We start from the raw sequence: 25,481 nt of genomic DNA, 5'->3' as shown, positions 1-25,481 counted from the left end.
TAGGCTTAGTGCCTTTAGCTGAGGAGGCTGTTTGAGAAGTTTGTCATCAGGACGCTTTTCAAACAGCCTCTTTCTGTTAACACTCATCAAGTACTGAGTTAACGTGTGTTAAGGTTGCTTTCATTTCGAAACCGTATTTGTCAGCTCCACGTCAAAAGCAGGTAAACAGCACTAAAACATGAAAAAACTACTACTATCCGGACTAACATTTCTCTTGATACTAGCCGGAAATTCAGATCAACCAAACATCCATGATACCACAGTAAAACTGAACAAGCGACCTTTCTACGAAGTACATTATGGCTTCTCTCCTGTTCCTATTGCACCCTATCAGGAGACTTATAACCTTCGTGAAAACAGTGGCAAGTTTAAATCTGTAAGAACGATAATTCCTGATTCCGAAAAAGAACATGAAAACGGAATAATACAGGTTTTCTTTCGGGGAGGAAAAGCAGATGAACCGGTTCTTCTTTTCATCGCTGACTATCAATCGACCGAGGCAAGGGTATATGTAGATCATAACCAGGATTATGACTTCACCAATGACGGTGCTCCCTTAAGATTACAGAATGACGCCATAGACATCTACCTGTCTAACCAAAATAATAAAGCCGGGAAATTCATGACGACATTACAGCGAATGACTATCCAGGATGAGGAGACAAGAAATAACTGGAAAAAGAATATCCGATACAAACCGGCATACAGCACCATGGAATTGACTGCTCCCGATTTCTGGTTCCGCGAGTTAAGACACAATATCATATCAGCCAATGTGCAGCTCAATGATATTCGCTTCCAAATAGGGCTGATGGATTTCAACCTGAATGGCATTTACAATGAACCGGAGGATAGAGTATTAGTCGGTGACTATGGGGCAGACACCCTTTCCACAGATTTGAACGACAATAACTACAAGGTGGGTGATAATACTCCCTTTGCTGTTGGCAACCTGGGATATAAGATCACATCCATCGATCCGGCCGGTACCAGCATCAGCTTTGAGCCAATTGATTTTAGTGAAGTGACTTCCCGGATATCAGAAGGTTCTGACTTCCCGGATATCACCATTGAAACACTGGAGAAAGAAACAATTAATCTGAAAGAGCAAATAATTGCTGGTCAATACAACTACATTGAATTCTGGGGTACATGGTGTAAAGGTTGTGTCGAAGAAATACCCAATATCAAGGCTGCTCATGAGAAGTATCAGGGCCAACTTAATATTATCGGACTACATAGCGGTAGTTCGGGAGCAGCCTTAAAGAAATTCATAGAAAGAAAAGGCATTAACTGGACACAGTTTGTAGCCAGTGATGAGTCACTCAAGACACTCAAAGTCTCAGGTTTCCCCTATGGTATACTCATCAACCCGGAAGGTAAGATTGAAGCCTTTAATGTGCGCATTGAAGACGTGTTGAAGTTGATCCAGTGATCAGATCCTTGGATTGTGACAAAACATTAATGGTTTTTGTATTTTTGACAATGTTCAAAGTTGAAGTCTATAGCGATCTTAGCCAAAAGAAGCCCTCTCAAAGCAAGCCTTTGCTTTCAAAAGAGGAGGCTTTGATCAGAACATTAGAATTAATGGACTTTTATGCTGCAATTTCACCAGAAAAGCCATCGATAAAACAGGTTGACCGGCCAGATATAGAGTGGATTGAACTCAAGTGGAAATCCAATGATCAATAACGATTTAAGAGATTCTTTGAGGCAAGTTTGCCAAACCCTTAATAAGCATCAGGTTCAATATATGATCATTGGTAGAGTAGCTGTAGGTTTTTATGGGCATTACAGGTAGATATCAGTGACCTCGAAGACATTGTCTTTGATAAGAAGCAGTATATAAGATTAAAGAAAGACAATTTTAAAATGGAGTTCCTACCTGACATAACGGGATTGAGCTCATTTGATCAAAGTTTTAAAAACTGCGAAAAGCTAAATCTAGACGGAAATGAAATTTCTATTCTGAGCTACGAAGACTTAATCTCTAATAAAAAAGCCGTAGGTAGAGAAATAGACAGGTCTGACATCGATGAACTAGAAAAGAAAAAGAAGGATAATTCGAAAGCAGAGGAATAATGGGGCTAGTTAAAAAACCTCTTATAAACTGAGTCGCCACCCTAAACTTGACTCAGGGTGGCGATTCCATTTAAACAACCTATCAGGAAGATTACACCTCCTCTACTTTCTCAATATTCAAAAACTCAATTTCCTTATCAGGACCAAGTTCAACGCTCACTACTGAGTCTTTGGCAATTTTACCTGCCAGAATCTGCTTGCTCAATTCGTTCAGCACTTTGCGCTGAATTACCCTCTTCAATGGTCTGGCTCCAAACTGTGGATCCCAACCTAATTCACCCAGGTAATCCAGTACCTCATCAGTTGCCTCAATTTCAACACCATTTTCTTTCAGCTGCTTCTGGATGAGTCCGAATTGTATGCGAACAATCTGACGGATGTTGTCTCTATTCAGCGGCATGAACATGATGGTCTCATCAATCCTGTTCAGGAATTCCGGCCTTACTGACTTCTTCAACAAATCGAAAACCTGAAGCTTGGTCTCGTCAATTATCTCGAGCACATTCTCTTCATTGATTTTCTCAAAGTTCTCCTGAATCAGTCCTGAGCCAATGTTGGTAGTCATGATGATAATGGTATTCTTGAAGTTGGCTACACGACCTTTGTTATCCGTCAAGCGACCATCATCCAACACTTGCAGGAGGATGTTAAAGGCATCGGGGTGCGCTTTCTCAATCTCATCCAGCAGTATGACAGAATATGGTTTTCTACGAACCGCCTCTGTCAACTGCCCTCCTTCGTCATATCCAACATAACCCGGAGGTGCTCCAATGAGTCTCGAAACAGCATGGCGTTCCTGATATTCTGACATATCGATTCGCACCATGTTGTTTTCATCGTTGAAGAGATACTCCGCCAATGCTTTCGCCAATTCTGTTTTACCTACACCGGTTGTACCCAGGAAGATAAATGAACCAATCGGTCGCTTAGGGTCCTGCAAACCGGCCCTACTTCTTCTTACTGCATCAGATAAAGCCGCTATTGCTTCCTTCTGACCAGCGACCCGCTTGCCTAATTCCTCCTCCAGATGTAGTAGTTTCTCACGCTCTGACTGCAGCATTTTCGATACCGGAATGCCAGTCCACTTCGCCACTACCTCTGCAATATCTTCAGAGTCAACCTCTTCTTTCAGCAGGGATTTTTCACCCTGCATTTCTTTCATCTTCTGCTTATACTCTTCGAGTTTACGCTCTGACTCTGTGATCTTACCGTATCGAATTTCAGCTACTCGACCAAAATCACCCTCTCTTTCCGCCTTTTCGGCCTCAGACTTATACTTGTCTATATTCTCCTTTTCAGCACGAATTCCGACAATGACTTCTTTTTCATTCTCCCATTTGGCCTTGAGGTCATCCCGCTTTTCGGAGAGGTCGGCTATCTCCTTAGAGAGCACAGATTCTTTGTCCTTGTTTTTCTCTCTACGGATAGCTTCGCGCTCAATTTCAAGCTGCATGATCTTTCGATTCAGCTCATCGAGTTCTTCGGGAAGCGAGTCAATCTCTATTCTCAACTTAGAAGCCGCTTCGTCCATCAGGTCAATGGCCTTATCCGGTAAAAACCGGTCTGAGATATATCTGCTGGAAAGCTCTACTGCTGCAATCACCGCATCATCCTGAATCCTTACCCCATGGTGTACCTCATACTTCTCCTTGATACCACGAAGAATAGAGATAGCGTCTTCCTGGTTAGGTTCATCGACAATCACCGACTGGAACCTACGCTCCAGGGCCTTGTCTTTCTCAATGTACTTCTGATACTCTTTCAGTGTAGTGGCACCGATGGCATGAAGCTCTCCTCTGGCCAGCGCTGGTTTCAGCAGGTTAGCAGCATCCATAGCTCCTTCTCCACCTCCACCGGCTCCAATGAGGGTATGAATTTCATCGATGAAGAGGATGATCTCCCCATCGGAATCCTGTACTTCCTTAATTACTGCTTTAAGTCTCTCCTCAAATTCACCTTTATACTTGGCACCGGCCACCAGTAAACCCATGTCCAATGAGATCAGGGTTTTACTTTTTAGGTTTTCCGGCACGTCACCATCTACAATACGTTGTGCCATGCCTTCTACAATGGCGGTTTTACCCACACCTGGTTCACCCAATAAAATCGGGTTGTTCTTCGTCCTTCTGGAAAGAATCTGAAGTACTCTTCGAATCTCTTCATCACGACCAATCACCGGATCAATTTTACCGGATTTCGCCAGTTCATTCAGGTTTTTCGAATAACGGTTCAGAGATTGATACTTCGCCTCAGCATTAGGATCTGTTACTGTATTACCTCCCCTGAGTTCCTTAATAGCAGCTACCAACTGTTTTTCAGCAAATCCGAGTTCTTTCAGCAGCCCTCCTACTTTGTCTTTACCTTTCAACAAACCAAGTATGATATGCTCTATGGCTACGAACTCATCGCCAAATTCTTTCAGATAATCCATCGACTTGGTCAATGCCGCATGGGCATCGTTTGACAGATAGGGTTGCTGACCACTTACCTTAGGATATGCGTTGATAATTTCATCCAACCGTGTGTCGAGCAGCCCTTTGTTTACGCCTAGTTTCTTCAACAAAAACGAGATCACGTTTTCATCGATGAGCAGGATGGCTTTTAACAGATGGCCCGGCTCAATAGCCTGTTGCTGATTTCCACCAGCAATCTCCGCAGCCTTCTGTATCGCCTCCTGAGACTTGATTGTATATTTCTTGAAATCCATTGTTTTATTTTTTCTCCTCTGTGAGTCTGTTTGCTCAGGGCCTCTACATCAAAAGGAACTCCAATGGGAAAAATCGGAAATTTTGACCGAGAAAAGCGCCCTCATAGGGCTAATCGCGACACAATGACATTAAAAACTGGCTTTAACCCCAATCATGAATGAGCGGGATGGCAGCCATTCTTGCGTTCTCTGAATACCAAGACGGTTGAAATAATAGAAGTCAACGGGTAGGTCACTGAGGCGTGCACTAGGATCGTTACCTCTGAAATGGCTGAGGGTAAACAGATTGTTCACGACACCAAAGATCTGAAGATCATATTCTCCCAAGGTTAGTTGATGTTCAACTGATAAATACCTTAGCCTGATATAATCGGCATTTTCGACAAAGGGAGAACTCAGAAAATTCTGGTTGTTATAGAAACTATACCGGTCTTCCAGCACATTAAGGTTTCCACCTTCAATGTCATTGATTCCTCTCTCGAAGTTGGCACTATTCACCATGTAGTGTCCGAATACCCCTTCCATTAAAAACGAGAGGCTGGTTTTGCCTATGCGGAATTCGTTTCTCCACCCCAGCCACATTTGAGGCAGTGCCTGACCCAGAGTGGCTTTATCGTCCATGTCTATATCACCATCACCATTGAAATCGAGAAATACGTTCTGACCATTTGAAAAATATGAGGGATAACCAATGAGCGCACCATAGGGCTCTCCTTCCTGGAACAGAAGTGGTTGATCATTTCTATAGGTTAAGAAACTTGTCTCCAGACCGCTGTAAGGAAAATCAATCCACTCTGTGGTAAGAGTGGAAAAGGAAATGGTAGAGCGAAAGCTTTTATCAGTCCAGCTATGGGTATAACTTCCCATTAGCTCCCAACCTGTGTTCTTCAATTCGGAGTTATTCAATAGCATTTCAGGAGGTGCTTCTCCGAGAAAGCCTGCACTTACACCTCCACCCATAATATCCTTGACATTTCTACTGAATCGAACCGCAGACACTGAGATGGATTTATCCAGACTCAAGAATGTCAACCCGATATCGGAATTCAGGCTTTTCTCAAAGGTCAGGTCTGGGTTGATCAAGTTCAGTCCTAAAGGGGCATCAGCTGCATCCGAGTTATAATCTTCATCATATAAAGTGAGCCCGGCCATGCCATAGCTTCCACTGAGTTTAAAGTTCTTCCATGAAGGGAAAATAGATCCTAATTCTAAATCCAAAGCTATAGAAGGAAAGATGGCACTCTGTTGGTTGGCACCCAAAGTACCGGAGTTTTCATATCGCAAATAAACCTCGGCACTTAGAACATTAGGAATTGAAGCATTGACAGTGGCATCGAAATGGTAAAGATCAAAATCATCAGCGTCTTCTATCTCTCTCAAGGCCCCATTGAAAATACTTCTTTCCAAAAGCTCAGTATGCCGACTCAGATAGCCAGCACTAAAAACCTCACTCACCTCAAAAACGCCAAGCTGCTGCTTATGAATGCTGTAAGTGGCCCCAAGGTTGACCTGTTCTGAAGAATAAGCTGAAGCTTTGTAGGCATTGTTATTATAGTTGTAAAAGAACAATGGGTTGAAGTCTTCATTGTAGTTGGATGTGTTATTGAAATAATTAGCCCTCACCTTCAGAGTTGATCTTTCGAAGTTCTTTTCCAAACCCAGCTGCTGACTGAACAAAGAACTCTCTCTGGTTTTACTGGCATATTCAATAAAGCCTACCGGATTATAGTAGTCGAAGAAAATAGCCTGATACAACGCCCCGCTTTCGAACCTGACAGGTTGAGTTGGGTTCATGCGATACGCCTGTTTGAAAGCCTCACCAAAGCCTAAATCGGCATCTCTTTCTGTCAATGAACCACTGTAGCTCAGAGATACACTTTCATTCAAAGACCACTTTAATCTTCCCAGCAAGTTATACTGATCGAAGCCTGACTCTTTCAGTATACCATTCACCAACCTTACATTACCAGAAACATTATACTGAATGGGACCTGTAGCTCCTTTAACATTCACATGGCTCAGACTCGACACGGAAGTGGTAGTAATCTCATCGACCCAGGTGGTATTAGATCCCAGATCATTGCCTCCCAGTGCCAGAAACCCATCCCTGCCCAATAGCTTGTCTTTGTATATTCTGCTATCGGCAAAGAGACTCTGCTTTACGCTCACAACCAGCTTCTCACTGGTAAATCCTTTGGTGGTTATTTCCAATACACCGTTCCCTCCCTGCATGCCATATTTAGCTGTTTCATGCCCTTTGAGCAGTTTTATCGATGCAATATCATTCAGGTCGATCAGGCTTAAAGGGGCACCAATCATACCATCAATTACCACCAGAGGACTTTGAGGGCCCATGATAGTCCCTGCTCCTCTTACCATAGCATCATGGGTTTGATTAGGATCAGCTCCGGACCTGGAAATCATCAACCCGGGGTAGAGCCCGCTGATCAGGCCAAAAACATCCTGCTCATTGCCTTTATTAAGATAAGCTTCATCCAGACTAAGTCGGGTTGTATCTTTGGGACTTTCAGATTGCTGAAAAGCCTGAAGAGGAATTTGAAAGAGTCCGCAAAAAAGGGCCAGCAGAAGAAGGGTTGATCTTTGAGAATGCATGATATTGAGAAATAACCTTCTTTGAAAATAGGAATAATAAGCTGATAATCAGAGAATATTTACCACAATGGCACGAATCAAACTTGAGCTTCCACAAGAATTTTCTTTTGAAACCACACTACCGGTAAGAATTTCAGATATCAACTATGGTGGACATTTGGGCAATGACCGAGTACTAAGCTTAATTCACGAAGCCCGGTTCCAATACTATAAGTCTCTGGGCTATCGCGATGAATTAAGCATTGACGGTGTAGGGACTATTCAGGCCGATACCGCCATTGTTTATAAAGGCGAGGCATTTCATGGCGATGAAATCAAAGTTCAGATAGCCATTGCCGACATCACCAGAAAGAGTTTTGATGTCTTATATGCTCTGAGCTGCGAAGGAAAAGAAATTGCCAGAGCTAAAACTGGAATAGTCATGTTTAATTATGAGGAGGGAAAAGTTTGTAACATCCCGGAACCCTTCCTGAATAAGATTCAAAACTAGAGTGCTACCTTTGCAACATGGAAACTGAGATCAAGAAGCAGGATATTCGAAAACTAAGTCTGGAAGAAATTCAGGATTTCTTTGTTTCCATTGGTGACAAGCCATTCCGTGCCAAGCAGGTTTATGAGTGGCTCTGGAAGAAATCGGCTAAGGATTTCGACCAGATGACCAACATTTCTCTGCAAACCCGGGAGTTGCTCAAGGAGCATTTTGCCATCAATCATATCAAGGTAGATCAGATGCAACGTAGTGCTGACGGCACTATCAAAAATGCCGTGAAGCTTCACGATGGTATGATTGTGGAATCTGTACTTATTCCAACTGACACGCGAATCACTGCCTGTATTTCATCACAGGTAGGTTGCAGCCTCGACTGTAACTTCTGTGCTACAGCCAGACTGAAACGCATGCGTAACCTGAATGCAGACGAAATCTACGATCAGGTTGTAGCCATTAAGGAAGAAGGTGAATTGTACTTCGACAGGCCTTTGACCAACATTGTCTATATGGGCATGGGGGAGCCGTTGCTGAATTATAAGAATGTGCTGGAGTCTATTGAGAAAATCACATCTCCGGAAGGCTTGGGAATGTCACCAAGGCGCATTACGCTTTCTACAGTTGGTATTCCCAAAATGATCAAGCAACTGGCTGATGATGAGGTGAAGTTTAACCTGGCCGTCTCTTTACACTCCGCCATAGATGAGAGCCGAAGCAAAATGATGCCGATCAATGATGTCAGCAACCTGGCCGAATTGGCCGAATCGCTTCAGTACTGGCACAGTAAGACCAAGCGCAAAGTAACCTTCGAGTATGTGGTTTGGAAGGGCATCAATGACGATGAAAAACACGCCCGTGCTCTAGCCAGATACTGTGGCAAAGTAGCTTCTAAGGTGAACATTATTGAATACAACCCAATCGATGATGGTGAATTCCAGCAGGCACATCCGGCCAGTCTGGATATGTATAAGCGGATTTTAGAAGAGAAGGACATTATCGTGAATGTTCGCAGAAGCCGGGGAAAGGATATCGATGCTGCCTGCGGACAGTTAGCGAATAAGAGCTAGGCCAGAGATTTCAGATTTCAGACGTCAGATTTCAGACTTCAGACTTCAGACTTCAGATATTAGATATCGGACTGATGTGAGGGGTTTGCATTTGACCTTTAGAGTTTCCTCTGCTGATTAACCGACAACCTTTAACTAATCTTTGCTGGCATTGAAGAGCTTTTGCTTTTCCTCTTTGCTCAGGGCATCATAACCCTTTTCAGAAATCTTATCGAGAATAGTATCAATTTCATCCTGTGCAGTTTTACTCTGAGCAGAGCTTTTCGCCTTGGCTTTGCCTGTACTTCTTGAAGAACTTGTCTTGGCCTTTTTGTAACTGACTTTAATTTTAGGCTGCGGCTTGAAAAGACTCTTTATCCAAAGCACAAAACTCACAACAGGCTTACTCCAGTCATTTCCTTGTTGTAGCTGTTTGATCATCAGAAAACCTACCAAAGCTCCTCCCAAGTGCGCTATTTCGCCTCCGGCATTAGTCCCGGTACTCTGAATAAATGAAACAAAGACCGTAAAAGCAGCAATGTACTTTAACTTAACAGGTCCCAGCAATAACAGATGAACCGAAAAATTCGGTTGAAAAGTAGCTGCACCTACAACTATGGCAACCACGCCTCCTGAAGCACCCAATAAATAAGATGAGGCTACCTGATTCTCAAAATAGGGCATTAAGTTATAGGCAAGAATGTAGAGAATACCTCCACCAATTCCACCCCAGACATAAAGTCCAAGTAGTTTATTCTGTCCCAGGTATTCAGAAATGATTCTTCCAAACCAATACATAAACAGCATATTCCATAGAATGTGGAAAAAGCCTTTATGGAAAAAGAAATAGGTGATGATAGTCCAGGGTTGAGAAATCAGATTATCCGGATGTGCCGGTAACATCAAATATCTGGATATCAAAGCAAAGGTTTTGCCCTCACCTGCAAATGTGAAGAAGACATTGACAACGGCAAAAGCCAGAAAAATCACCACATTAATGATGATAATCTGGTTCAGGATATTCCCTGTTCTAAAGGCTAACTTAAAGTCGTCTAAGAAGCTGTTCATTAGTAGAAATCTGATCGTTGTTTTTTCCAGTACCTCACCAGGAAGAAGGCTATCAATGCTCCTCCAATATGGGCAAGGTGTGCGACATTATCTCCCGGGGCTCTTTGTAATTCCGCATAGACTTCATACAGAATATAAAAAGTCACCAGGTATTTCGCCTTGATTGGAAACGGTATAAACAAGAGGAAAAGTTCAGTATTAGGAAAGAAGAGTGCAAAGGCTGCCAGTATACCAAAGACCGCTCCCGAAGCCCCTACCATATTGTACTGCCCGTATAAACTGTATAATTGTCTTGCCAGGCTTACAGAGTTTGCTCTTAACCTTTCCGAACCAGGGTTTCTGGAATACTCATCGACAAAATCATAAATCTCCGGATTGAGGTTAGTACCGTGATCTATCAGTAATCTGTTGAAATCATCCGGGTTAGGATTCGTTACATATGCTTCCACATCACGCTGCACAGAGCTTACTTCAAGGTAATTAACTCCCGTATAGAAGAAGCCTGCTCCAACCCCTGTCACCATGTAAAGGATCAGGAACTTCTTGGGCCCCAGAAATTGCTCAAGCAAAGGACCGAAGATGAAAAGAGCGAACATATTCCCCACAATGTGCATGATATGCGTGGTACTATGGAGGAACATGTAGGTAACAAACTGGTAAGGCTTAAATTCAGGTGCAGAAATGTAATACAGACCGAAGTAGTCACCTAAATCTATTTTCATAAAGCCCTGGATAAGCGCAATTCCGATATTGATTATCAGGAGGTTTTTTACCAGGGGAGTAAGTCTTCCAAACATAAATACGAGTTAAAAAAACTGGTCTATTTTATCTAATTCCAGGATGAAGGTAGTCTTTTTACCCTCAGGAGAATAATTCGGGCTTTTGCAGGCAAACAGCTGATCTATGATCGAGCTCATTTCCTCGGCATTGAGGGTTGTCCCTACTCTGATAGCCGAACGCTTGGCAATAGCCCTGGCGATATTCTCATCATTTGATATACTCAATTCAGACTGATTAAGTTTAAACTGCTCAATAAAGCCTTCAAAGAGCACCTTTTCATTCACCGATTTTAAATCGGCCGGCACTCCATTAATCACAATAGAATTGTTTCCAAAGTCAGAAAACTCAAAGCCTATAGCGTTGAGTTCTTCCTGTATATCATGTATAAGACTGAAGTCTGCACCATTCAGTTTCAGTGTCTGAGGAAAAAGTGCCTGTTGCGAAGCACCATTCCGTTTTGAAATCTGATTGAGAAACTTCTCATAAAGTATTCTTTCATGTGCCGGTTGTTGGGCAATGAGCATTAACCCCGATTTAACCTGAGTGGCAATATATTTTTTGTGTATCTGGAAATAAGTAGAATCAGGCTTAGGAGCAGCCTTTTGTTCTGAAACATTCGCAGCACTACCTAAAGTAATAGTGCTTTGTGCTTCGGGGTGTATTTCCATCTGCTTATTAGCTTCCTCCTGCTGAGAAATCTCCGTCTTCAATCCCTCATAAAGCTTTTCCCAATGGCTGGTGTCCTGCTTCCTTTCAAAAGTTCTGAATTGAGAATAATCCCGGTCGGCTGAAGAAGTCCGTTGAGCCGGTTCGGGCCTTGGACTAAAGCTGGCAAAATTCACGTCCTGACTGAAGTCAATGGCCGGAGCGATATTGTGCGTTCCTAAAGCCTGCTTAACCGCAGCACGAACAACTGCATAGACCGTGCGCTCATCGTCAAACTTAATTTCTGTTTTAGTCGGGTGGACGTTGATATCGATATGCTTCGGATCGATTTCTATGAATAGTGTATAGAAAGGGAAACTGCCCTCGGGTAAAAGACTCTCAAAAGCAGTCATAACTGCATGATTGAGGTAATTACTCTTAATGAATCGATTATTAACGAAGAAAAACTGCTCTCCCCGGGTCTTTTTGGCAAACTCAGGTTTACCTACATAGCCATAGACCTTTAGCAAGTCGGTCTCTTCTTCGCAAGCAGCCATCTGATCCTGATACTTCTTCCCGAAGATACCTACCACCCTGCGGCTTAGTTTACCGGAGGCCAGCTTATACATTTCCAGATCATTCTGGTAAAGCGACATGGCTATTTCGGGATTGGCCAAAGCTACCCTTTGAAACTCATCGACTATGTGTCGCATCTCTACTGCATTAGATTTGAGGAAGTTTCTTCGGGCCGGAACATTGAAAAAGAGATTCTTCACGCAGGTGGAAGTACCCACCGGGGCAGAAACAGGCTCTTGCTTCTTGATCTCAGAAGCCTCAATCTGAATCATCACCCCCAGTTCGTCTTCTTCTCTTCTTGACTTGAGTTCTACCTGGCCAACGGCTGCAATGGAAGCCATGGCTTCTCCGCGAAAACCCATGGTTTTAATTGCGAACAAGTCATCTGCGGTTTGAATCTTTGAGGTAGCGTGGCGCTCAAAGCACATTCTGGCATCGATATGTGACATACCAATGCCATTGTCGACCACCTGAATCAGTGCTTTACCGGATTCTTTGACGATCAACTTCACGTCTGTGGCACCCGCATCGATAGAGTTCTCAAGCAGTTCTTTCACCACAGAAGCAGGTCGCTGAACCACTTCACCGGCCGCAATCTGATTCGCAATGTTATCAGGAAGTAATTTTATTATATCTGACATCTACCAGGCAGCGTCATTTTTTCAAACGCTTCCAAAGATAGAATGGAATGATCAGCAAGACCAGATAAAAGATTTCTTTACCTACATAGACGTAGCCGCCAATCATAAAGACAAGAATCACCATAATCAACAGTCGGAGCATAACTGTCTGATCGACACCACCTCCGGTGGCATGCTTCATGTTTTTTCGGAAAGAGCCTTCGATTCTGGATCTGTAGCCAGGGTCCAGCACTTCTCCATCAGACAAACCCATTTCAGCCTTAATCCGCGAAGTACGGTTTTCTATGTCCTCCTTCACCGGATCATAGTATCTTGGCTCAATGTGAAATCTCTGATATCTCGCTTTTTTAAATAGTCCTGGTAAGTTCATTATATCAATACTGCCCTCCTGGCGTTCTGTTAATACGTAAAAATATAGTTTATTTGCTCTTACTAAAAGCCTAACGCCCTGATGTTTAAAAAAGTTACCCTGCTTCTTAGCCTCTTCTCCCTTTCAATCAGTTCGCTTTCAGCCCAAAAATTCTATCATAAGATAGATACGGTAGCACAGCAAGCCTGGGCAGACAGTGTTTTTAATGCATTGACTCCGGAGGAAAGATTGGGTCAGCTTTTTATGGTTGCTGCCTATTCTAACAGGGATCAAAAGCATGTCAATGAAATCAGGGAGCTCATCTCTGAGTATAACATTGGCGGACTGATCTTCTTTCAGGGTGGCCCTTACAGACAAGCCAGGCTAAATAACGAGTATCAATCCATTTCCAAAGTGCCATTGGCTGTTGCCATGGATGCAGAATGGGGCATTGGTATGCGCCTCGACAGTATTTACGACTTCCCCAAGCAAATGACTCTGGGTGCAATTCAGGATAGAAAGTGGATTTACGAGATGGGTAAAGAAGTGGCCAACCAATTCCATCTGCTCAACATGCATATCAACTTTGCTCCTGTAGTCGATGTGAATGTCAACCCGAACAACCCGGTAATTGGCTACCGGTCTTTCGGTGAGAATAAAGAAGAAGTAGCTCTAAGAGGTGTGGCCTACATGAAGGGCCTGCAAGACCATGGCATTATGGCCAATGCCAAGCATTTCCCTGGTCATGGCGACACGGGAGTTGATTCCCATTATGACCTGCCGGTTATCAGTCATTCCCGAACCCGCATGACGGAAACTGAGCTCTATCCTTTTAAAGAGCTGATGAAAGACAGCCTCATGAGCCTGATGGTGGCTCATTTACAGGTTCCGGCATTCGACAGTGCTAAAAACATGCCTACCACCCTTTCTAAAAATGTGGTAACTGAACTGCTGAAAAACGAAATGGGCTTTGAAGGACTGGCTTTTACCGATGCCATGAATATGCAAGGCGTTGCCAAATATTACGATCCGGGAGAGGCAGATGTCAAAGCACTGCAGGCGGGTAACGATGTCATCCTTTTTCCACTGGATGTGCCTAAAGCCATGAAGCAGATTCAAAAGGCTTTGAAAAAGGGAACACTCACTCAAAGCATGCTCGATGAGAGAGTAATGAAAATCTTAAAGGCTAAATACTGGTTTGGGCTCAATGACTATCAGCCTATTGAAATGGCTAACCTCACCAAAAGGCTCAATAATGATTACGCCAGGTACCTGAACAATATACTTTATCAAAAAGCCATTACGGTGGTTGACAATAGCGATCAGCTGATCCCGACCATTCAATTAGAAGAAAAAACCTTTGCCTCCATTAGCCTGGGTAAAGGAAATGATGATGTATTCCGCAACACCTTAGACAAGTATGCCAGGTTTACGCACTTCGGCATCGACAGCCTCGACAGTAAAACGGTTGACTCCCTGGCCCGATTCGATGAGGTAATTGTTGCTGTGCAAGGCATCACTAATTCTCCAAGAAATCAGCATGGAGTGAATAGTGAAGATGTTAACTGGATCAAATCCCTTCAGGAAAAAACCAATGTGATTGTTGTCGCGATGGGTAATGCCTACTCCCTGCAATATTTTGATGGAGTTAAAAATCTCATTTGCACCTACGAGGACAATGACATCACTCAGGACATTACTCCTCAAATTATTTTCGGAGCGCTGAAAGCAGAAGGCAAACTACCCGTTACCGCAGGCACCGGATTCAAAGCGGGAATGGGTATTGAAACCTTAACTACTAATCGACTGAGCTATGGCCTACCTGTAGAAGTTGATATGAGCATTGACACGCTTAGAAAGATTGATTCTATTATTGAAGAGGCTATTCGCGAGAAAGCAACACCGGGTGCCCAATTCCTGGTGGCGAGAAAAGGTAAAGTGATTTACCAGAAGAACTATGGCTATCAGACTTATGATGAAGACAAAGCTATCGATGACAAAACCATCTATGACATTGCCTCTGTTACCAAGGTAGCTGCTACTACCCAGATATTGATGAAGCTATATGATGAGCAAAAAATCGATATCAATAAACCGATTGGTTATTACCTGACTGAGCTGCAAGGCTCCAACAAAGAACCTCTTCTGATTCGTGATATCCTTACGCACCAGGCAGGGCTTAAACCCTACATTCCTTTCTGGGAAAAAACAGTGAATGAAGGCCAGTTGAATACCGATTACTTTTCGGATGCTCCGGGTCCTAATCACAATTACAGAATTCAGGAACGCACACTCCCATTGGCACTGGCTGATTCAATTTGGAAGTGGACGGTAGATTCAGACCTGAGAGAGCTGCCTAAAAAGAAAAAGCACTATGACTACCTCTACTCAGACCTGGGCTATGAGCTCATTTTCAGATTGGTGGAGAACATTATTCAGGAGCCTATTGAAGCATATCTGAACCGGGAATTCTATCAGCCCCTGGGTATGAGCCGTACGATGTATCTCCCCACAGAAAAGGGCTACTACGATGAGGTGGCACCTACTGAAGTTGATGCTTATTTCAGAAACACAGTGGTATGTGGTACAGTACATGATCAAAATGCAACACTTATGGGAGGCATTGCCGGTCACGCAGGTCTGTTCAGTAATGCCAATGACCTGGCCATTCTCATGCAAATGAATATGCAAATGGGGCTCTATGCAGGCCGTCAGTATTTCAATGCCTGGACCATTCCTATTTTCACCAGCGCTCAAAATATGGAGAACCGCAGGGGCTTAGGATGGGACAAACCCATTACCGGAACCGATGAGGGTCCTACCAGCCGATTTGCTTCAGCAAGCACCTTCGGCCATACCGGTTTTACAGGAGCTTCAGTCTGGGCTGATCCTGCTGAAGAACTTGTTTTTGTATTCCTTTGTAACCGCACATATCCAGATAGTGAAAACTTCAAATTGATTGAGGAAAATGTCCGCACCCGGATACAGGACCTGGTCTATCAATCAATCATGGAACCTTAGTGGTAGTTTGTGAGTTTAAACCACCAAGCACGAATTTGATTCAATGAAGATAGGTATTGTATGTTACCCCACCTTTGGTGGTAGTGGCGTTGTAGCCACAGAATTAGGTAAAGGATTGGCCAAGAACGGTCATGAGGTTCACTTCATCACTTACTCTCAACCAACCCGGTTGGATTTCTTTAATGAAAACCTCTTTTACCACGAAGTTAACATCCGATCTTATCCTCTCTTCAAATACCCACCATACGAGTTAGCGCTGGCCAGTAAAATGGTTGATGTAGCCAAAAATGAAAAGCTCGACTTATTGCATGTACACTATGCTATTCCGCATGCTTCGGCAGCGGTTTTGGCCAAGCAAATATTACAATCCGAGGGTATTCGTATTCCGGTAGTGACTACACTTCACGGTACTGACATTACACTGGTTGGTAAAGATCCGTCATACGAGCCGGTGGTGACCCATAGTATCAACTTATCCGATGGTGTAACTGCCGTATCTGAAGATCTTAGAAACGATACCTACAAGCATTTCAATATCACCAGAGACATTAAGGTGATTCCCAACTTTATTGACCTGGAAAAATTCCAGAGACAAAGAAAGGATCACTTTAAAATGGCCATATGCCCGAATGGTGAAAAGCTCATTGTTCACACTTCTAACTTCAGAAAGGTGAAGCGGGTAGACGATGTAGTTCGCATCTTCAAGAAAATCTCTGAAACCATCCCAGCCCGTCTGCTTCTGGTAGGCGATGGGCCTGAGCGTGGACATATTGAAGGACTTTGCCGTGAATTAGGAATCTATGAGGAAGTTCGTTTTCTGGGTAAGTTGGAAGCCGTAGAAGAAGTACTTTCGGTTGCTGACTTATTCCTGATGCCTTCAGAAAAAGAAAGCTTCGGTTTGGCGGCTTTGGAAGCTATGGCTTGCGAAGTTCCTGTGATCTCATCCAATGCCGGAGGTATTCCTGAGCTTAATGTCGATGGTGTAACCGGTTTCACTTCTAACATAGGAGATGTAGAAGACATGACCAGCAAAGCACTGCATATTCTTAGTGAAGAGCACCTGGATACGTTCAAGAAAAATGCGCTGGAAAGAGCAAAGGAATTTGATATAGAGAAAGTCTTACCTGTTTATGAAAGCTACTATAACCAGGTGCTTGAATCTGTATTAGCGACTCCTACTCCATGAGTAAAATCAGTATTATCGGTTGTGGCTGGTTAGGCTTTTCTCTGGGCGAAGCCCTTATTCAATCAGGTTATGAAGTAATTGGCAGTACTACAACTGAAGATAAACTTCAAAAACTGACTGATGCTGGTATTCAACCCGTCTTGTTCAGGCTGGAGCCCATGCCTATGGGTAAGGACTTTAACCAGCTTTTTGATGCTGATTTATTAATAGTCAATATCCCTCCCGGAAGAAAAACCAATCCTCCTCATTATTACGAAGAGCAGATTAAATACCTGAAATACCAATTGAAGCATGCAGGAATCAGGCGTGTTATTTTCATCAGCTCAACTTCTTACTACCCCAACACCAATGACGTGGTGACCACTGATACTGCTTTCGATTATGAGGCAGGTTCTTCAGAGGCCGTAGTAAAAGGAGAGCAACAAATCACGCAAATTGAGCAGGACCTGGTGATTCTAAGATGTGGTGGACTTATGGGCGGTGATCGTATTCCGGGACGCTGGTTTTCAGGAAAGGAAACTAAAGGGGCTGATACTCTGGTCAATTATATCCATAGAGACGATGTTATTAAGGTCATTCAAGAGTTCATCAAAAAATGGCCTGAAGCGAAAAGGACAATGAATCTGGTTTCCGATGATCACCCCACCAGAAAAGAAGTTCATGAGACTATGGCGAGGCAATACGGATTTGAACCGCCAGTTTGGATAGCTCCTGAAAAGGTAGCCTCAAAGGTGGTAGAAAGTGATTTTAAAAACTGGAATCTTAAATCGCCTTTGGCTTATTAAGCCGCTTCAATCAGGTCGAGAAAAGCTTCTCCCCTTTTCAAATGCTGATAAGCTTTGATTTGGTTTAACCTTTTCTTTACTAATTCGAAGTGTTCGTATTCTTCCAGAGCTTCCTGAAATCCTTTCTGATAAACTTTAGGTGAAAGTATTTCTTTTTTCGTTGTGGTCGGAATCATAGCTTTTTAACTAGAATAACTCCTGTTAAGTTTTTCCCTAGCCCCATCAACGCTGTTTCTCTAAAAAAAGGTTCAAAACAGATAAAAAATAAAATTAAGTCGGTCCGAAGACCAAAAATCTACGGACCAACATCATTTTACTGCCAGGCCGCTAAAATTATACCTACTACAACATAGGCAACAACATGATAGAAAGAGTCTATCATCATAAGAGAGGCCGACTTTCTGGCGAACAGATAATTCATACAGGTAGATGGCAGAACGAAGAAGATGCCTGTCATGGCACCATACATTACACCATCGGAAATCGTCATGGGATTATTTGGGTCTGTCCCCATGCCAAAGAAGAACATAGCCATTCCCACAGCAATAATAAGAGCAAAAATAAATGCAGAGCCAAACAGCTTGCCCATGTTGGCCGATTTGATTTCTTCATCGGTCAGACCGACACCTCGTTGCCAGGCCTTGCCAAAGACAGGTCCGTACCATAGAGCACCTAATGCGAAAAAAGCGATAGCAGCTACTACCACCGCTAACCAGTTGATAGTGGATAGATCCATTGTGATTAGATTTGGTTTAAAGTTGATTTATTTCTTAATCTGGATTCCAGAATAAAAATCATCCGCTATACCATCACTGTCCCAATCCAGATAACCTCTGAATTCGCCTTTCCCTTCTTGCCATTCGAAGTGATAACCAGTTGTCATCCCCTGAGAGGTTAGAAATAAGCTATCTCCTCTCATCATCCACTCCCCTGAAGACTTCTGTAGTAATGAACCGTCTAATTCACGGTAAATTGATTCATAGGTACCATCCTTTTTGTAGGTGGTAAGTATGGGTTGTATCTGCAGAATTTCTTCCCACTTGCCTGCCGGAACAGAAAAAACTGAATCCACCTCTCCATCTAAGGCATCAATATCTACTCTGACGGATTCGTTGTACCATTCCCCTAATAAATGTTCCTCGTAGTTGTTATCAGCACACCCCGCTACGAGAATAGCGAGAAGCCCCATGAGCATTGACCTTTGACCCATTTTAAAAAATTTACGGAATATAATGATTTCAACCGATTATAACTTATTTAATCCGCTAACATTTCTATGAGGTCTTCAACCTCCAAAATGAGCAAGACATTTTTGGGGTACTCAAGCTCTTCCATGAAGTAAGGATTGCCTCCTATCAATATCTGCTTATCGGCAAACTTCTCCGACAGCTCATAGATATATGCCTGGGTATCTATTTTCGAAGCGGGAGCCTTAACAAAGGTAAACAGGACATCAGGATTGGTAATTTCAGTAACCTGTGTCAGGTCGCGAAAAGGAATGTCCGCACCAAGGTAAATACACTGCCTGCCACGGTTCTTCAGCACATAGGTAAACAGGAGAATCATCAGGTCACTGAACTCCGATTTGGGCAGGAATAAGAGGTACTTTTCTCCTGTCTTTTTTCGATCTATCAGAGAATCAATGGCTACAATAATTTTTTGCCTGATCAGCTGATAAATGAAGTGCTCCTGAGCTGTAGAGACCTCTCCTATTCGCCACATTACTCCAATTCTCTTGAGAAACGGATAAATAATTCTGGTGAGTGTCTCTTCAAAATTGCGCTGCAAAAGGCTTCCGCTGAGTATCTTCTCAAACCTCTGTTCATCCAGCTCAAGCATGGCCAACACCAGCTCATTGATAGCTACATTGAGCTGATTATCTTCCTTAGATTCTATGCCTTTTTCTGCTACTTCTTTCAGATGCTCATTGAACTCTTCTTCAGACATGGCACATATCTGGGAAATCCGATAACCATTTTCAACCAGTAGAGTAACGTTCAAAAGGTATTTGAGCTGACGTTCATCGTAGTAGCGAATATTGGTTTCAGTGCGTTTAGGGGTAAGTAATTGGTAGCGTTGCTCCCAAATACGGATGGTATGGGCTTTGATGCCCGTGAATTTTTCTAAGTCTTTGATTGAATACTTAACCAAGAGTCCCTCTTTTTCTACTTTGGAATATAGTAAAAGCGTTTACTCAAAGAAAGCTTCCTAATGACGAATGAGCCTCAGTTCCACTCTGCGGTTCAATGCTCTACCAATTCGGTCATCATTGTTGGCAACAGGAAGCTCTTCTCCAAAACCCTCTACCTTAATTCTCGATTCATCAAGTCCTTCTCTTTGCAGGAAGTCTGCGATGGCCCTGGCTCTTTGCAATGAAAGCGTAAGGTTGTATTCTTCCGAACCGGAACTATCAGTATGACCTTCAATGTAGATTACATATTCAGCACTTTTTCCCAGAGAGGAAATAATTTCCTTTAATTCATTAGCCACCTGAGGATCAAACGTGGCCCGATCTGTCGCATAGTAGAAGGTATAATCGAACTCAACTTCAGCCATAGCTAAAGGCTCCTTTAGCTGTGGTGGATTTGGTTCAAACTTCAGTATGGCTGGTGGCGGACTATATGGCACATAGGGTTTTATTGGCCATTCCGGAATCTCTTTCCGAGCTGTTTTTGTCTGAGCAGGAGCGGATGGTCTGCCACTTCTCTTTCTCCTTTTTTGTTTTGGCCTGACATCTCCCATGATCTTCATTCCGAATTCAAAAGCTCCAAAGTTAGCCGCATTACTTCCGTTCACCGGAATATCATAAGAAACTCCAAAGACCATATTACCCTTCTGATACTCGAAAACTGCTATCAATTCCCTATTCACCAGATACCTCGGTTTAAAGGAGACACTCTGTTCTCTGTCCATGGTATATGTAGTTTCTACACTCGCATTGTACAACATTCTACCGGATTGCTGAACCAACAAAATGGCTGGATAAACATGTATCTTTCGATCGCCATAAGCCAACAAACCCGCTGTTAAAAAGTAGGTTGGGTTGAAAGTAGATTGATTATCATAGAAGGTATCTCTGGCCTCATTTATATCGAAAGCCGAAATACCAAAATGCCCGGCTTTCTGCTTCTTCAAAGTGAGCTTTTGCCAGAAGATACCTGCATTCAGACGATAGAAACTCTGATTGAAATCTATCAGGTTTTCACCACTGGCCAGACTCAGATCAAAACCTCTGTTGGTTACGTACTGGCTGTTGGTAGTAATCTGGCTATAATCAAATCCCCGGTTCTGATAGAAGAGACTTACACCCAGGTTGAACGACTGTAATTCCTCATCGACAATACGCAGGGCATAGCTTAAACCTGCTTCCCGTACCCGGAATGAGTTGTTCAATCCGGAAATATCATTCATCAGATCAATGCCAAGGGCACCCCTTACATTGCCTCTTCGTGGAAATAGCTGTGGATAGGCTCCTGAAAATGCCGTGCTCCTGATTTTAAAATCAGCTCCCCGATTTTGCTCCCGGTGTACCACCGAGGCATACCACTGGTTGTTCAAACCAATAGTTGCCGGATTGATACGATGATGGGTAAAGTCGAGCAATGAATAATTGAACTGCTGCCCTCTCATAGTGAGCGGAGCCAGAATCAATATAAAAATCAGGAGCCGGCTTCTCATTAACGAATCAATGTAAATGAGCCCTTCTGTTCACCATTGAGTAAGACCCGCTGCCCGCTTTCATAATTTCCCGATACTCTCCAATAGTAAACCCCTGTGGGCATATTTTCTCCCGAGTAACTACCATCCCAGCCTCTATTCATCGCCTCCAGGGCATCATTGGTAGCGTATACCAACACCCCTGACCTATTGAAGATCTGAAACTCAAACTGACTCGGTTGCCCTGTCAGAAACACCTTCAACTCATCATTATTACCATCCCCGTTAGGTGAAAAAAGATTGGCGATATTTCCTTTCTGTTGCACATTGACCGTTACCTCAAGAAGCTGAGTACAGCCTTGTGAATTGGTAATAATTACCGTGTAGACCACTGTAGCTGTGGGGCTGGCCAATGGGTTGGCAATGGTAGTATGACTTAAGCCTATAGCCGGTGACCATTCGTAGCTATTTCCTCCGAAGGCATTCAATTCTATACTGGCTCCTGCCTCTATGGTCAAAACACTATCTCTGACACCAGGCTCAAAAAGAGAGTAGTCTATTTCAGTGGTGAAAGATACGGGGCAGCCCAGGTTATTGGTAGCTGATACTTCTATGGTCTGATCCTCTACAGGCTCAAAGCTCATCTCATTGGAGGTACTCAAGACTCCGGTCGTACTTGAATTCCAGGAAACATTGGTGAAGCTGGCAGGAATAGACAAACTCAATGCTTCACCCGAGCAAACCACATAGGATGGCTGCAAATCGATTGACTCTCCTTCAGGGACGTTAATGGCTATCTTCAATTGACCTTCCCCGCAGTCCACATTTCTGGTCACAGATCCATACAGCACATCATTGCCTGAAGCCACATATTCAATCACATCAGTGGTGCCAATAGGTCCATAAAGACTGGAATACCAATGCCTGATAACTCCGGCTTTACCAAAGCTCAACACCTCTCCTGGACAGGCAGTGACCTCTGACTCGCGCATGGCACTAAGCTCACAGACAGTAAACTTGCATTCACCGGTGCCATTGAGAGGCTGTAGGTTAAATGCATTGTCTACACCACGCAATACATAATAATAGTCCCCGGCATTGAGCTCATTGTAAATGATTTTTCGATTGTATTCCAATGCACCATGATATGGAATGGTCAATAGCTCGCTGAGGAAATTAGCATTCGGTTCACTCAGCAACATGGGATTATCTTCAAAATTGAGACTTAGATCATAGCTAATCAGTGAGCTTTCAGTGAAGTCATCAGTCGTAGCAGACCAAACGAGGATCTCTTCTGTTCCATCCTGTACAGCGGTCAGTAATCCCGGAGTCAACGGACCTTCATTTTCAAAAGCCAAATCGTTTTTATAGATGATTACCTGAAGTGAATCTGTATTCAGTAGCTGTAGCTGAAACAAGTCGAGATGACCATCAAGGTTCCAGTCACCAAATCGTGTCAAATAAGTATTGGGAGATGCTAACCTAACCGTATCGGTCAATTCAGGGCTCTCTTCCAAAAAGTAGCTTATGCCTTCGCTGCCCTGAATGAACACATCTGTTGAGCCATTGGAATTAAAGTCGGCCAGAAAGATTTCCTGAACGAGCGAGTCTTTGAATACCTGACGCTGCATTTTGAGGCTGTCACCCGTATTTTCAATCAACCAGGCTTCAGGCCGGTTATCTTCTTGCTGTAAGATGGTAAGGAAATCAGGGAAGGGGCTGTCTTTCCACTTGCCGATGCTTACTGTCTGAACGAGTAAGCTGTCTGCCAATGGCTCCACATAACCAACTTCCCATTCCAGCCCTCCCTGATTCAGGTAAATTCTATTCAGAGTATCCGGGTCTTCCGGAGTAGTTAAAACCCAGTCTTTCAGTCCATCGCTATTCAAGTCAGTGAGTAGCAGTTGGCCCACTTTATGCCTGTTTAGTTCAACTGATTCTGTGGCCAAACCAAGGGCAGAGGCTTCGAAGAGCCTTAGGGCTGAATCTTTCAAATAGAGCAGGTCTAAATCCGTATCATTATCCAGGTCAGTCAGATAATAATCTGTTACCAGCGAATCGAGTAATCGGGTGGCAATCTCAGTGAGTGCCATTTCATTGTTAATAGTAAATACTGACACCAGGCTATCCGTCAGGTTTTTTATCCCCGTAAAGCTCAAGTCGACCTGACCATCTCTTTGGTAATCAAGCACCTTTAATTGCCTGATATCGTAGCTGGAAAGACTGTTGAACTTAGAGGTAAACGTATCATCACCGTTATTCCGAATAAGATAGATACCAGTTCCTCCATTAATGGTATCCTTTCCATAAACCACCAGATCAAAATAGGTATCTGAATTAAAGTCTACCCAAAAGGCTCTTGGATTGTCAAGCCCGTGAATACCGATAGAATCTTGCTTGACATACTGCTGTGCTGTCGAAAAATTTAGGCAAAAGAATGCCAGGATACTTAAAAAGTATCGAGTGGACTTTTCCATTTTTTACGAATGTTTACTTAATCTGAAATCTTACTGTGAAGTGTAGGTAACTGTCTACTGCCTCTCCATTGTAAGTGGCTGGTTGCCACTGCTTGTAAGCCCTGATCACCCGAATCGCCTCGTTATCAAAAGCTTCACCTAAAGACTTGCTGATTTTAAAATCTTCAGTTTGTCCCTTCTTGTTGACTTTGAACCTTACCTTAACATAACCTTGTATAGAATCTCCCAGGTGCTGTACAGGATAGCTGACCTTGTCATTTATATGTGCTAAAAATCTATTCTTATCTGGCAAAGGATATGCCCCTACTATCACATCGGCTGATAGTAACAATAGTGGTTCTTCCTCCTCTTCTACGGGTGCAGTTGTTTTAACCACGGAATCCTTTTTGACTGGCTGCTCTACTGGTGGTTGACTGGCAACACTATTCAATTGAGCTGTATCAGGATTCATGACTTCCTCTTTATAGAGGCTATCGATAGTTATCGGAGCTTCCATCTCAACTTTAGGTTCCTGAATGGAGGATTCCTGTTGAGTAAACAGCTCCGGATAAGCCACATAAGTTGAAGTGGCCACAACAGCAACCGAAACGGTGCTGACTACTGCAGTCTTCACTGCAGTTACTCCTTTTAAGACCGAGGAGGTAATCTTGGCGCCAACAAAAGCCTTGCTGTTTGCTGCCACCTTGCCAAAATTCATGGTGCTTTTGATCTGCCCCGGATCAGGTACCTTTCCCTTTCTCACAAAATTATACTTCATCTTGTACCCTTTTTAAAATGCTTCTTCATTCGCTTCAACACCCGATAGGTTCTCGTTTTCGCATTACCCTCGGTGATATCTAAAATGTAGGCGATCTCGGCAAAACTCTTGCCCTCAAAAAACCTCATTTCAATAAGCTCTAATTCCTTTGGCTTAAGCTCTTCAAGAATCTCCGGCAACATCGCCAGCCAAAGCTCTTTGTCATTATCTTCCAGTTCCACTTCAAAGGCGATGTCGTGGCTGGTATATTTCTCGAGGCTGACTGTTCTGTTTCTTTTCAGCGCCCGGAAGTGATCATAGCAACAATTAATAGCGACCCTGGTAAGCCAGGCAGAAAACGGATAGCCCTTGTACACAAATTTATCTATGTTGGCCAGTGTTTTACTAAATGCTTCTGATGTGATTTCGGCAGTCAACTCCATATCCTGCACCCGGTTAAATACCAGGCGAAAGACCTGCTCATAGTATTTTTCATACAATGGTTTGAAATAGCTCTTATCCTGCTTAGATTTCTCGATAAGCTCAATTTCTGTGAGGTCAGAATATTTCGTGTTGTCCAAAGTTTTGATCAGAGAAATTGTCAAAATGTTCGGTTTAATAACGA

22 protein-coding genes are annotated in these 25,481 nt (G+C 43.3%); 8 read left to right on the top strand and 14 right to left on the bottom strand.

Annotated features, from left to right (window positions below):
• The first annotated feature begins 178 nt into the window (after window positions 1-178).
• The 3 genes from ACOOEY_RS12385 to ACOOEY_RS12375 all read left to right on the top strand — a co-directional run bounded on the left by ACOOEY_RS12385 (window position 179) and on the right by ACOOEY_RS12375 (window position 2,082).
• Window positions 179-1,435 carry a TlpA family protein disulfide reductase gene (locus tag ACOOEY_RS12385; RefSeq protein ID WP_420385030.1) on the top strand — a complete coding sequence of 419 codons (1,257 nt, stop codon included), beginning with the start codon at window positions 179-181 and terminating at the stop codon, window positions 1,433-1,435.
• A gap of 29 nt (window positions 1,436-1,464) precedes the next feature.
• The gene (locus ACOOEY_RS12380; protein ID WP_420385029.1) at window positions 1,465-1,692 is read left to right on the top strand and encodes a hypothetical protein; all 228 of its coding nucleotides are present in this window, start codon (window positions 1,465-1,467) and stop codon (window positions 1,690-1,692) included.
• Between the two features lie 111 nt (window positions 1,693-1,803).
• Window positions 1,804-2,082: a nucleotidyltransferase gene (locus ACOOEY_RS12375; RefSeq protein WP_420388653.1), complete on the top strand. Its 279-nt coding sequence runs from the start codon at window positions 1,804-1,806 to the stop codon at window positions 2,080-2,082.
• A 91-nt stretch (window positions 2,083-2,173) separates the two neighbouring features.
• Here ACOOEY_RS12375 and clpB read toward each other — a convergent pair whose 3' ends face one another.
• Complete coding sequence (clpB, locus tag ACOOEY_RS12370; protein ID WP_420385028.1) at window positions 2,174-4,789, bottom strand: ATP-dependent chaperone ClpB; 2,616 nt, start codon at window positions 4,787-4,789, stop codon at window positions 2,174-2,176.
• Between the two features lie 129 nt (window positions 4,790-4,918).
• Entirely contained in the window at window positions 4,919-7,402 is a 2,484-nt protein-coding gene (locus ACOOEY_RS12365) for a TonB-dependent receptor plug domain-containing protein (RefSeq protein WP_420385027.1), read from the bottom strand.
• A gap of 67 nt (window positions 7,403-7,469) precedes the next feature.
• On the opposite strand from ACOOEY_RS12365, the gene ACOOEY_RS12360 reads away from it, so the two are divergent.
• Window positions 7,470-7,892 (top strand): acyl-CoA thioesterase, encoded by a 423-nt coding sequence (locus ACOOEY_RS12360; RefSeq protein WP_420385026.1) that lies wholly within the window; start codon window positions 7,470-7,472, stop codon window positions 7,890-7,892.
• A gap of 17 nt (window positions 7,893-7,909) precedes the next feature.
• Window positions 7,910-8,956: a 23S rRNA (adenine(2503)-C(2))-methyltransferase RlmN gene (rlmN, locus tag ACOOEY_RS12355; RefSeq protein ID WP_420385025.1), complete on the top strand. Its 1,047-nt coding sequence runs from the start codon at window positions 7,910-7,912 to the stop codon at window positions 8,954-8,956.
• A 135-nt stretch (window positions 8,957-9,091) separates the two neighbouring features.
• On the opposite strand, the gene ACOOEY_RS12350 is transcribed toward rlmN, so the two are convergent.
• The 4 genes from ACOOEY_RS12350 to ACOOEY_RS12335 are packed head-to-tail and all read right to left on the bottom strand — an operon-like array spanning window position 9,092 to window position 13,015.
• Window positions 9,092-10,003: a rhomboid family intramembrane serine protease gene (locus tag ACOOEY_RS12350; RefSeq protein ID WP_420385024.1), complete on the bottom strand. Its 912-nt coding sequence runs from the start codon at window positions 10,001-10,003 to the stop codon at window positions 9,092-9,094.
• A complete protein-coding gene (locus tag ACOOEY_RS12345) occupies window positions 10,003-10,800 on the bottom strand; it encodes a rhomboid family intramembrane serine protease (protein ID WP_420385023.1) in 798 nt (265 codons plus the stop codon). The genes ACOOEY_RS12350 and ACOOEY_RS12345 overlap by 1 nt, the downstream gene beginning before the upstream one ends.
• A 9-nt stretch (window positions 10,801-10,809) precedes the next feature.
• On the bottom strand, window positions 10,810-12,645 hold the full coding sequence (mutL, locus tag ACOOEY_RS12340; RefSeq protein ID WP_420385022.1) for a DNA mismatch repair endonuclease MutL: 1,836 nt from the start codon (window positions 12,643-12,645) through the stop codon (window positions 10,810-10,812).
• A 13-nt stretch (window positions 12,646-12,658) separates the two neighbouring features.
• The gene (locus tag ACOOEY_RS12335; protein ID WP_420385021.1) at window positions 12,659-13,015 is read right to left on the bottom strand and encodes a hypothetical protein; all 357 of its coding nucleotides are present in this window, start codon (window positions 13,013-13,015) and stop codon (window positions 12,659-12,661) included.
• An 81-nt stretch (window positions 13,016-13,096) separates the two neighbouring features.
• On the opposite strand from ACOOEY_RS12335, the gene ACOOEY_RS12330 reads away from it, so the two are divergent.
• Genes ACOOEY_RS12330 through ACOOEY_RS12320 form a run of 3 tightly spaced genes read left to right on the top strand, consistent with a single transcriptional unit; the run spans window position 13,097 to window position 17,986 of the window.
• Entirely contained in the window at window positions 13,097-16,015 is a 2,919-nt protein-coding gene (locus ACOOEY_RS12330) for a glycoside hydrolase family 3 N-terminal domain-containing protein (RefSeq protein WP_420385020.1), read from the top strand.
• A gap of 43 nt (window positions 16,016-16,058) precedes the next feature.
• Window positions 16,059-17,201, top strand: coding sequence for an N-acetyl-alpha-D-glucosaminyl L-malate synthase BshA (gene bshA, locus ACOOEY_RS12325; RefSeq protein WP_420385019.1), 1,143 nt, complete (start codon window positions 16,059-16,061; stop codon window positions 17,199-17,201).
• Complete coding sequence (locus ACOOEY_RS12320; protein WP_420385018.1) at window positions 17,198-17,986, top strand: NAD(P)-binding domain-containing protein; 789 nt, start codon at window positions 17,198-17,200, stop codon at window positions 17,984-17,986. The genes bshA and ACOOEY_RS12320 overlap by 4 nt, the downstream gene beginning before the upstream one ends.
• Here the strand turns inward: ACOOEY_RS12320 and ACOOEY_RS12315 are convergent.
• From ACOOEY_RS12315 to ACOOEY_RS12280, 8 genes are all read right to left on the bottom strand, one after another.
• The gene (locus tag ACOOEY_RS12315) at window positions 17,983-18,162 is read right to left on the bottom strand and encodes a hypothetical protein (protein ID WP_420385017.1); all 180 of its coding nucleotides are present in this window, start codon (window positions 18,160-18,162) and stop codon (window positions 17,983-17,985) included. The genes ACOOEY_RS12320 and ACOOEY_RS12315 overlap by 4 nt on opposite strands.
• A gap of 137 nt (window positions 18,163-18,299) precedes the next feature.
• Window positions 18,300-18,722: a DUF1761 domain-containing protein gene (locus ACOOEY_RS12310; RefSeq protein WP_420385016.1), complete on the bottom strand. Its 423-nt coding sequence runs from the start codon at window positions 18,720-18,722 to the stop codon at window positions 18,300-18,302.
• 27 nt (window positions 18,723-18,749) lie between these two features.
• On the bottom strand, window positions 18,750-19,196 hold the full coding sequence (locus ACOOEY_RS12305) for a hypothetical protein (RefSeq protein WP_420385015.1): 447 nt from the start codon (window positions 19,194-19,196) through the stop codon (window positions 18,750-18,752).
• Window positions 19,197-19,243: 47 nt separating this feature from the next.
• Window positions 19,244-20,137 carry a MerR family transcriptional regulator gene (locus ACOOEY_RS12300; protein ID WP_420385014.1) on the bottom strand — a complete coding sequence of 298 codons (894 nt, stop codon included), beginning with the start codon at window positions 20,135-20,137 and terminating at the stop codon, window positions 19,244-19,246.
• A gap of 57 nt (window positions 20,138-20,194) precedes the next feature.
• Window positions 20,195-21,664, bottom strand: coding sequence for a PorP/SprF family type IX secretion system membrane protein (locus ACOOEY_RS12295; RefSeq protein ID WP_420385013.1), 1,470 nt, complete (start codon window positions 21,662-21,664; stop codon window positions 20,195-20,197).
• Window positions 21,664-24,120: a gliding motility-associated C-terminal domain-containing protein gene (locus ACOOEY_RS12290; protein WP_420385012.1), complete on the bottom strand. Its 2,457-nt coding sequence runs from the start codon at window positions 24,118-24,120 to the stop codon at window positions 21,664-21,666. The genes ACOOEY_RS12295 and ACOOEY_RS12290 overlap by 1 nt, the downstream gene beginning before the upstream one ends.
• Window positions 24,121-24,133: 13 nt before the next feature.
• Window positions 24,134-24,877 carry an energy transducer TonB gene (locus ACOOEY_RS12285; RefSeq protein ID WP_420385011.1) on the bottom strand — a complete coding sequence of 248 codons (744 nt, stop codon included), beginning with the start codon at window positions 24,875-24,877 and terminating at the stop codon, window positions 24,134-24,136.
• A complete protein-coding gene (locus tag ACOOEY_RS12280) occupies window positions 24,874-25,437 on the bottom strand; it encodes an RNA polymerase sigma factor (protein ID WP_420385010.1) in 564 nt (187 codons plus the stop codon). The genes ACOOEY_RS12285 and ACOOEY_RS12280 overlap by 4 nt, the downstream gene beginning before the upstream one ends.
• Window positions 25,438-25,481: the final 44 nt, after the last annotated feature.

This window comes from Roseivirga sp. (assembly GCF_965216855.1).
Classification (GTDB): domain Bacteria; phylum Bacteroidota; class Bacteroidia; order Cytophagales; family Cyclobacteriaceae; genus Roseivirga.
This window is presented reverse-complemented; position numbering and strand designations above follow the sequence as displayed.

Bases quoted from the DNA above. Each gene is read 5' to 3' on its own strand.
- ACOOEY_RS12385 (WP_420385030.1), top strand. From the start codon at position 179: ATGAAAAAACTACTACTATCCGGACTAACATTTCTCTTGATACTAGCC.
- ACOOEY_RS12380 (WP_420385029.1), top strand. From the start codon at position 1,465: ATGGTTTTTGTATTTTTGACAATGTTCAAAGTTGAAGTCTATAGCGAT.
- clpB (WP_420385028.1), bottom strand. From the start codon at position 4,789: ATGGATTTCAAGAAATATACAATCAAGTCTCAGGAGGCGATACAGAAG.
- ACOOEY_RS12365 (WP_420385027.1), bottom strand. From the start codon at position 7,402: ATGCATTCTCAAAGATCAACCCTTCTTCTGCTGGCCCTTTTTTGCGGA.
- ACOOEY_RS12360 (WP_420385026.1), top strand. From the start codon at position 7,470: ATGGCACGAATCAAACTTGAGCTTCCACAAGAATTTTCTTTTGAAACC.
- rlmN (WP_420385025.1), top strand. From the start codon at position 7,910: ATGGAAACTGAGATCAAGAAGCAGGATATTCGAAAACTAAGTCTGGAA.
- ACOOEY_RS12350 (WP_420385024.1), bottom strand. From the start codon at position 10,003: ATGAACAGCTTCTTAGACGACTTTAAGTTAGCCTTTAGAACAGGGAAT.
- ACOOEY_RS12345 (WP_420385023.1), bottom strand. From the start codon at position 10,800: ATGTTTGGAAGACTTACTCCCCTGGTAAAAAACCTCCTGATAATCAAT.
- mutL (WP_420385022.1), bottom strand. From the start codon at position 12,645: ATGTCAGATATAATAAAATTACTTCCTGATAACATTGCGAATCAGATT.
- ACOOEY_RS12335 (WP_420385021.1), bottom strand. From the start codon at position 13,015: ATGAACTTACCAGGACTATTTAAAAAAGCGAGATATCAGAGATTTCAC.
- ACOOEY_RS12330 (WP_420385020.1), top strand. From the start codon at position 13,097: ATGTTTAAAAAAGTTACCCTGCTTCTTAGCCTCTTCTCCCTTTCAATC.
- bshA (WP_420385019.1), top strand. From the start codon at position 16,059: ATGAAGATAGGTATTGTATGTTACCCCACCTTTGGTGGTAGTGGCGTT.
- ACOOEY_RS12320 (WP_420385018.1), top strand. From the start codon at position 17,198: ATGAGTAAAATCAGTATTATCGGTTGTGGCTGGTTAGGCTTTTCTCTG.
- ACOOEY_RS12315 (WP_420385017.1), bottom strand. From the start codon at position 18,162: ATGATTCCGACCACAACGAAAAAAGAAATACTTTCACCTAAAGTTTAT.
- ACOOEY_RS12310 (WP_420385016.1), bottom strand. From the start codon at position 18,722: ATGGATCTATCCACTATCAACTGGTTAGCGGTGGTAGTAGCTGCTATC.
- ACOOEY_RS12305 (WP_420385015.1), bottom strand. From the start codon at position 19,196: ATGGGTCAAAGGTCAATGCTCATGGGGCTTCTCGCTATTCTCGTAGCG.
- ACOOEY_RS12295 (WP_420385013.1), bottom strand. From the start codon at position 21,664: ATGAGAAGCCGGCTCCTGATTTTTATATTGATTCTGGCTCCGCTCACT.
- ACOOEY_RS12290 (WP_420385012.1), bottom strand. From the start codon at position 24,120: ATGGAAAAGTCCACTCGATACTTTTTAAGTATCCTGGCATTCTTTTGC.
- ACOOEY_RS12285 (WP_420385011.1), bottom strand. From the start codon at position 24,877: ATGAAGTATAATTTTGTGAGAAAGGGAAAGGTACCTGATCCGGGGCAG.